This window comes from Mesorhizobium sp. P3_A9 (assembly GCF_056402975.1).
The window spans coordinates 59,110-65,571 of record NZ_JBFUGJ010000005.1; the positions used below are offsets into that span (position 1 = coordinate 59,110).

The 6,462-nt window shown below is 63.3% G+C and carries 9 protein-coding genes; 8 read left to right on the forward strand and 1 reads right to left on the reverse strand.

Annotated features, from left to right (window positions below):
• Positions 1–2 precede the first annotated feature (2 nt).
• The gene (locus tag AC1DX0_RS02160) at positions 3–1,256 is read right to left on the reverse strand and encodes a sarcosine oxidase subunit beta (RefSeq protein ID WP_477354153.1); all 1,254 of its coding nucleotides are present in this window, start codon (positions 1,254–1,256) and stop codon (positions 3–5) included.
• 201 nt (positions 1,257–1,457) lie between these two features.
• Between AC1DX0_RS02160 and AC1DX0_RS02165 the strand changes: the two genes are divergently transcribed.
• The 8 genes from AC1DX0_RS02165 to AC1DX0_RS02200 form a co-directional block, all read left to right on the forward strand.
• On the forward strand, positions 1,458–1,826 hold the full coding sequence (locus AC1DX0_RS02165; RefSeq protein ID WP_477220089.1) for a DUF2568 domain-containing protein: 369 nt from the start codon (positions 1,458–1,460) through the stop codon (positions 1,824–1,826).
• A gap of 110 nt (positions 1,827–1,936) precedes the next feature.
• Positions 1,937–2,695, forward strand: a complete 759-nt coding sequence (locus AC1DX0_RS02170; protein WP_477220090.1) for an SDR family oxidoreductase — start codon at positions 1,937–1,939, stop codon at positions 2,693–2,695.
• Positions 2,696–2,806: 111 nt separating this feature from the next.
• The gene (locus AC1DX0_RS02175) at positions 2,807–3,193 is read left to right on the forward strand and encodes an SET domain-containing protein (protein ID WP_477220091.1); all 387 of its coding nucleotides are present in this window, start codon (positions 2,807–2,809) and stop codon (positions 3,191–3,193) included.
• Positions 3,194–3,369: 176 nt separating this feature from the next.
• The gene (rpsU, locus tag AC1DX0_RS02180) at positions 3,370–3,648 is read left to right on the forward strand and encodes a 30S ribosomal protein S21 (RefSeq protein WP_023810129.1); all 279 of its coding nucleotides are present in this window, start codon (positions 3,370–3,372) and stop codon (positions 3,646–3,648) included.
• Positions 3,649–3,786: 138 nt separating this feature from the next.
• Entirely contained in the window at positions 3,787–4,641 is an 855-nt protein-coding gene (locus tag AC1DX0_RS02185; protein WP_477354156.1) for a tetratricopeptide repeat protein, read from the forward strand.
• A 208-nt stretch (positions 4,642–4,849) separates the two neighbouring features.
• Positions 4,850–5,326 carry a DUF992 domain-containing protein gene (locus AC1DX0_RS02190; RefSeq protein WP_477354159.1) on the forward strand — a complete coding sequence of 159 codons (477 nt, stop codon included), beginning with the start codon at positions 4,850–4,852 and terminating at the stop codon, positions 5,324–5,326.
• A 90-nt stretch (positions 5,327–5,416) separates the two neighbouring features.
• Positions 5,417–5,902 carry a DUF992 domain-containing protein gene (locus AC1DX0_RS02195; RefSeq protein ID WP_477220094.1) on the forward strand — a complete coding sequence of 162 codons (486 nt, stop codon included), beginning with the start codon at positions 5,417–5,419 and terminating at the stop codon, positions 5,900–5,902.
• 159 nt (positions 5,903–6,061) lie between these two features.
• On the forward strand, positions 6,062–6,462 hold a 401-nt coding region (locus tag AC1DX0_RS02200; protein ID WP_477354162.1), incomplete at its 3' end, for an MFS transporter.

Consider the following 6,462-nt stretch of genomic DNA (forward strand, 5'->3'; position numbering starts at 1 on the left):
CATCAGTGCGCCACCGCCGCCGCCGCCGCTTCGTCGATGAGGCGGCCGGTGCGGAAGCGCTCGATGGTGAAGGGCGCGTTGATCGGATGCGGATCGTCCTTGGCGATGGTATGGGCAAAGACATGGCCCGAACCGGGCGTCGCCTTGAAGCCGCCCGTGCCCCAGCCGCAATTGACATAGAGGCCGGGCACCGGCGTCTTGGCCAGGATCGGCGAACGGTCCGGCGTCACGTCGACGATGCCGCCCCACGAACGCAGCATCTTCATGCGTGTGAAGATCGGGAACATCTCGCAGATGGCGTCCAGCGTATGCTGCAAGATGTGCAGGCCGCCGGTCTGCGAATAGGAGACATACTGGTCGGTGCCGGCGCCGATCACCAACTCGCCCTTGTCGGACTGCGAGATATAGGCGTGCACGGTGTTCGACATTACCACGCAAGGCACCACCGGCTTGATCGGCTCCGAAACCAGCGCCTGCAGCGGATAGCTTTCAAGCGGCATGCGCACGCCAGCCATGTTCATGATGACKGAGGAATGGCCGGCSGCRACSACGCCRACCTTCTTGGCGCCGATGAAGCCGCGCGTCGTRTCGACACCCATGACCGCGCCGTTCRGCGCSCGCTTGACSCCGGTGACYTCGCARTTCTGGATGATGTGGACGCCACGCGCCGAAGCGCCGCGCGCATAGCCCCAGGCCACCGCATCGTGSCGCGCCGTGCCGCCGCGGCGCTGCAGSGCAGCACCAACGACCGGATAGCGCGCATCTCTGGAGATATTCAGCGGCGGGCAGAATTCCTTCGCCTGCTCCGGCGTCAGCCATTCATTGTCGATGCCGTTCAGCCGGTTGGCATGGACATGGCGCTTCAGCACCTGGATRTCGTGCACATTGTGGGCGAGCATCATGACGCCGCGCGCCGAATACATGACGTTGTAATTGAGCTCCTGGCTGAGCCCATCCCACAGCTTCAGCGCGTGGTCGTAAATGCCTGCGCTCTCGTCATAGAGATAGTTGGAACGGATGATGGTGGTGTTGCGGCCRGTGTTGCCGCCGCCAAGCCAGCCCTTTTCCAGCACCGCGACATTGGTGATGCCATGCACTGTGGCGAGATAGTACGCCGTGGCCAGGCCATGGCCGCCGGCGCCGACGATGATGACGTCGTATTCCTTCTTCGGCTCTGGCGAGGACCATTGTTCCTCCCAACCCTTGTGGCCGCGCATGGCCTCGCGGGCGATGGCGAATACCGAATATTTTTTCAACGTTCCAGCCTCGCAAATGGCGGCAGGGCGTTCACTCAGCCCCGGCGCGCGAGGTGTATCACTAGCGAAACCGCGCTTCCACCCTTGCGCTGTTTGCGACGGCGCTTGCCGTTTTGCGCCGCGGCGAAAAAGACCCATGCGGGCTGGCTCCCATGAAGGCCTTCGGCCACATTGTCCGCCGCGAAACTCCAAAGGATGATTATGGGTAACGCCTGGTGGAATCTGACGCTACGTTTCCTGCTGGAACTTGCCGCCTTGCTCGGTCTCGGCATAGCGGGCTGGAACCTGTCCGGCGGATGGTGGCGCTGGATCCTCGCATTGGCCTTGCCGCTCATTGCGGCCGTGCTGTGGGGTACTTTCGCGGTGCTCGACGACCCGAGCCGTTCGGGCCGCGCACCGGTGCCTGTGCCGGGCACGGTACGGCTGATGCTCGAACTGGTCATCCTGTTCGGCGGCGCTGCCGGATTCTATGCCGCCGGTTACATGACCACGGGCATCATCGTCGCCCTGCTCATCGCCATCAGCTACGCATTTTCACTCGACCGGCTCGGTTGGCTGCTGAAGCAATAGTTCGGAACGACGCGACCTGTGCAGGTATCGGGTGGCTCCGACCTGCTTCATCTGCGACCAAGCATCCCGATTGCCGGCGAGACCGGCACGAAGAACAGGGATGCAGAAAAATGCTCGCACTCGCCAACAAGATCGCCATCGTCACCGGCGCCAGTTCCGGCATCGGCCGCGCCACGGCAAAACTCTTCGCCGAGGAAGGTGCGAAACTCGTCGTCTCTGCCCGCCGTCAGGCCGAGCTCGATACGCTGGTCGCCGAGATATCAGACGCGGAAGGCACGGCCGTCGCGCTTGCCGGTGATGTCAGGGATGAAGCCTATGCAAAAGCCCTTGTCGATCTGGCGGTCGAAAGCTTCGGCGGGCTCGACATCGCCTTCAACAATGCCGGCGCCGTCGGCTTGATGGCACCTTTGCCCGACATGCTGACGGCGACATGGCACGAGACCATGGACATCAACCTGACCAGCGCCTTTCTCGGTGCGAAATACCAGATACCGGCGATGCTGGAGCGCGGCGGCGGCTCGCTGATCTTCACGTCGAGCTTTGTCGGCTACACTGCCGGCATGCCGGGCATGGCCGCCTACGCCGCTGCCAAGGCCGGCCTGATCGGCCTGACACAGGTTCTGGCCGCCGAATATGGGCCGAAAGGCCTGCGCGTCAATGCACTGCTGCCGGGCGGCACCGATACGCCCGGCGCGACAACGACGACGCCCGAGGCCCGCGCCTTCGTCGAAGGCATCCATGCCTTGAAGCGCATGGCACAGCCGGAGGAGATCGCCCGCTCGGCGCTTTATCTCGCCTCCGACGCCTCGAGCTTCACCACGGGAACCGCGCTGTTTGCCGATGGCGGCGTCTCGATCAACCGGACGTGAAGGTTTTTTGCGGCGAACAGGCCGGTTCGCCGCTTTGACGCAGGCAGCCGGTCTTGCTTTTTTCCCGCGATTTGGCGATTCCGTTTTGTCGTCGAAACGGGTCCCGAAACCATGATGCTGATCCGAACCTATGTGGCTGCGAGCGCAATCGAGGGCGTCGGCATGTTCGCCGCCGATCCGATCCGGAAAGGCGCCTCGATCTGGCGCCTCGAGCCGGATTTCGACCGGCTGATCCCGATGGACAAATATGAGGCAGCACCCCAGCCTCTGAAGGAATTGCTCGACCGCTATGCCTATCCGAGCCCGGATCGGCCGGGCTTCATGGTCTACGAGGTCGACAACGGCCGCTTCATGAACCATTCGGCGACGCCGAACACCGATTTTTCGCAATATGGCGGCGCCACCGCGACCCGCGACATTGCCGCAGGCGAGGAGATCACCTGCGACTACGGCGAATTCTTCGAGGATTTCGAACGGCTGCACCTGGCCACGGCGTAGCTGGCGCCCTATCTTTGGCCTACCGTGGCAATTTGGCTGTCGTCCTGCATTTCGACTGTGGACAGCGCAGCCTGATTCTGCTATCAGCCGCCACAATTCGTGGTGTCGACCGCCGCGGAGGCTAGTGGCTATGGCCGCTTGCCTGATGATATCAAACCCGAAAGACAGGATTGCCCGTGCAGGTACTCGTCCGCGACAATAACGTTGATCAGGCGCTTCGCGCGCTCAAGAAGAAGATGCAGCGCGAAGGCATTTTCCGCGAAATGAAGATGCGCGGTCACTACGAGAAGCCTTCCGAGAAGCGCGCCCGTGAAAAGGCTGAAGCCGTTCGCCGCGCCCGCAAGCTGGCCCGCAAGCGYGCYCAGCGCGAAGGCCTGCTGCCGATGACGCCGCGCCCGGTTGCTGCTGGCGCCGCCGGCGGTGCAGGTGGTGCGCCGCGTCCGCCGCGGTTCTAACGCCTATTTTTCGTCCTTTTCGAAGGATACTAGAGGTGGCGCGATGCGGAATCGCCGCCACCTTTTTGTTTTTGACGTGACCCGGCCCGGAGGGGGGATCCGGACCCGAATGACGGCGCAAGTGAGGACAGGGCAGACATGAACGCAACGAGCGTGGAGCGCGGGACCGCATTGCGTGGTTTCGCCCTGACAGCGGCCCTGCTTTCCGGACTGGTGCTGGCGGGTTGCCAGACATCGGGCCCGACCGGCGAGTTCAACAACATCGACAAGGCGCAAGGATCGAGCGAGAACATCTCGTCGCTTTCGGCGGTGATCCAGCGCAATCCCCAGGATCCCGAAGGCTACAATGTGCGCGGCTCGGCCTATGGCCGCGGCGGCCAGTACCAGGCGGCGCTCAAGGACTTCAACCAGGCCATTCAGCTCAATCCGAATTTCTACCAGGCCTATTCGAACCGCGCGCTCATCCAGCGCTTCCTCGGCAATCAGGAAGCCGCTCTCGCCGACTACAACCGCTCGATCCAGATCAACGGCAATTATGACGCCGCCTATATCGGCCGCGGCAATCTCTACCGCAAGGCCGGCCGCACCCAGGATGCCTTCAGCGACTTCCAGAAGGCGATCCAGCTCGACACGACGGACGCCCGCGCCTACCACAATCGCGGCCTGATCTATCAGAGCCAGGGCCAGCACAAATTCGCCATCGAGGATTTCTCGACCGCCATCTCGCTGGCGCCGGATGCCGCAGAACCTTACAACGGCCGTGGCCTGTCCTATCTGGCCACCGGTGACGAGGACAATGCGTTCKCCGACTTCAACATGGCCATCAARCTCGAYGGCMAGAAYGCCGAGGCCTGGGCCAACCAGGCGCTGATCTACGAGCGGCGCGGCGACAAGGCGAAGGCGGCGAAATCCTATAAGGAAGCCGTCCGCCTCAACCCCAGCTACCAGCCGGCCAAGGACGGCTTGTCGCGCGTCGGTGGCAGCGCCAGCTGACATCGGCTTCGGCTTAACCGGCTAAGCAATACGGGCTGTTTGCGTGTCCGAAAGGACACGCCGCGCTGGCTATCGCCGCCAATCGGGCAACCGCGCGTTAACCCCTGCAGCAATGCATTAGCCCTTGCCTTGTTCACGCCAAGTTTTCGACGGAACGGTCTGGCCACTCAAGCCGTTATTTCCAAGCGATTTACGAAAGGACCCTCCCATGATCAAGAAACTCKTCTGCGCCGCTGCCCTTGCAACGACCGTATTCGCTGCCGCCCCGGCCAGCGCCGGCAAGCTGCAACTCGGCACGCTCGACTGCACCATCGACGGCGGCACCGGCTACATCGTCGCTTCCAACAAGGGCGTGTCCTGCGTCTTCCGTCCCTATCACCATGGACCGTCGGAGATTTACACCGGCGTCATCTCCAAGATCGGCGTCGATCTCGGCCAGACGCATCAGGGCCAGCTTGTCTGGGCGGTTTTTGCCGCGACCCGCGACCGCGATGCGGGTGACCTTGCCGGCAGCTATTACGGCGTCAACGCCGAGGCGAGCGTCGTCACCGGTGGCGGCGCCAATCTGCTGGTCGGCGGCTTCGACAGCGCCTTCATGCTGGAGCCGCTCAGTGTCCAGGCACAGACTGGCGTCAATCTCGCCGTCGCCGTGACCTCGCTTGAGCTGATCCACTCGCTCAAGTGATTGCAGGGAGCCATTTGCTCCACGACCTCTACCTTGCGGCTCGGAACCAGATAGGATGGTTGCGAGCCGTTTGATTTTGAGGGGACCGCCATGCCGAAGACAGCCATTGCCGCTGCCGTGATTGCAATCGTGCTTGGCGTGCCACAAGCGCAAGCGCAGGACCGCGGCATCGAGCTCGGCACGCTTGAATGCGCCATATCGGGCGGCACCGGCTTCATCTTCGGCTCGAGCAAGGATCTAAGCTGCACCTTCACCCCGACCGACAAGAGCTTCGCACCGGAGGCCTATTTCGGCGCCGTCAACAAATACGGYCTCGACATCGGCACGACAAAGCAGGCGGTGATGCGRTGGCTGGTGCTGACGCCGCTGAAGAACATCTACGCGCCCGGTGCGTTGGCGGGCGACTATATCGGCGCCAGCGCCGAGGTGACGGCGGCCGTCGGTGCCGGCGCCAACCTGCTGGTCGGCGGCTCGTCGCAGTCCTTCACCCTCCAGCCTTTCAGCCTGCAGACGCAGACAGGCATCAATCTCGCCATCGGCGTCAGCCAGTTCCAACTGCGCAGCACCGAGAATTGACCGCTTGAAAAAACCGCTTGAACTCAACCGCGGTTGAGGTCCTACAAGCCTGCCCCACTGAAGCAGCGCCTCGATCGCGCTGCGCATGGTCCTGCCGGAAACCTTTGCTGGCTTCTGGTGCCATGCGCCGGCATCGAGATATGCATGACTGGGGTGGACATGACTGAAATCAGCACAAACAGGGTCGACTGGCGCGCATTGTGGGCGAGCGGCGAYCTGGCGCGCTTCTGCTTCATCAGCCTCGGCATCCTGCTGCACGCCACCAACGAAACGATGGTGGCGACAGTGATGCCTGCCATGGTCGGCGATCTCGCCGGCGTGCAGTTCGTCGGCTGGTCGCTGGCGGTCTATGAGCTCGGCGCCATCGTCGCTGGCGCGGCAGCCGGCCGCATGGTCAGCTATGTCGCGCTGCGCTCCAACGTCACGGTCGCCGCTCTGCTCTATGCCGCCGGCGCGCTGATCTGCGCCACCGCGCCCTCCATGCCGGTGTTTCTCGCCGGCCGCCTGGTCGAGGGGCTGGGCGGCGGCGCGCTGGTATCGCTGGCTTTCGTCTCGGTCGA

What these genes read in the sequence shown, in the direction of transcription:
- AC1DX0_RS02165 (WP_477220089.1), top strand. Translation starts at nt 1,458, where the DNA reads ATGGGTAACGCCTGGTGGAATCTGACGCTACGTTTCCTGCTGGAACTT.
- AC1DX0_RS02170 (WP_477220090.1), top strand. Translation starts at nt 1,937, where the DNA reads ATGCTCGCACTCGCCAACAAGATCGCCATCGTCACCGGCGCCAGTTCC.
- AC1DX0_RS02175 (WP_477220091.1), top strand. Translation starts at nt 2,807, where the DNA reads ATGATGCTGATCCGAACCTATGTGGCTGCGAGCGCAATCGAGGGCGTC.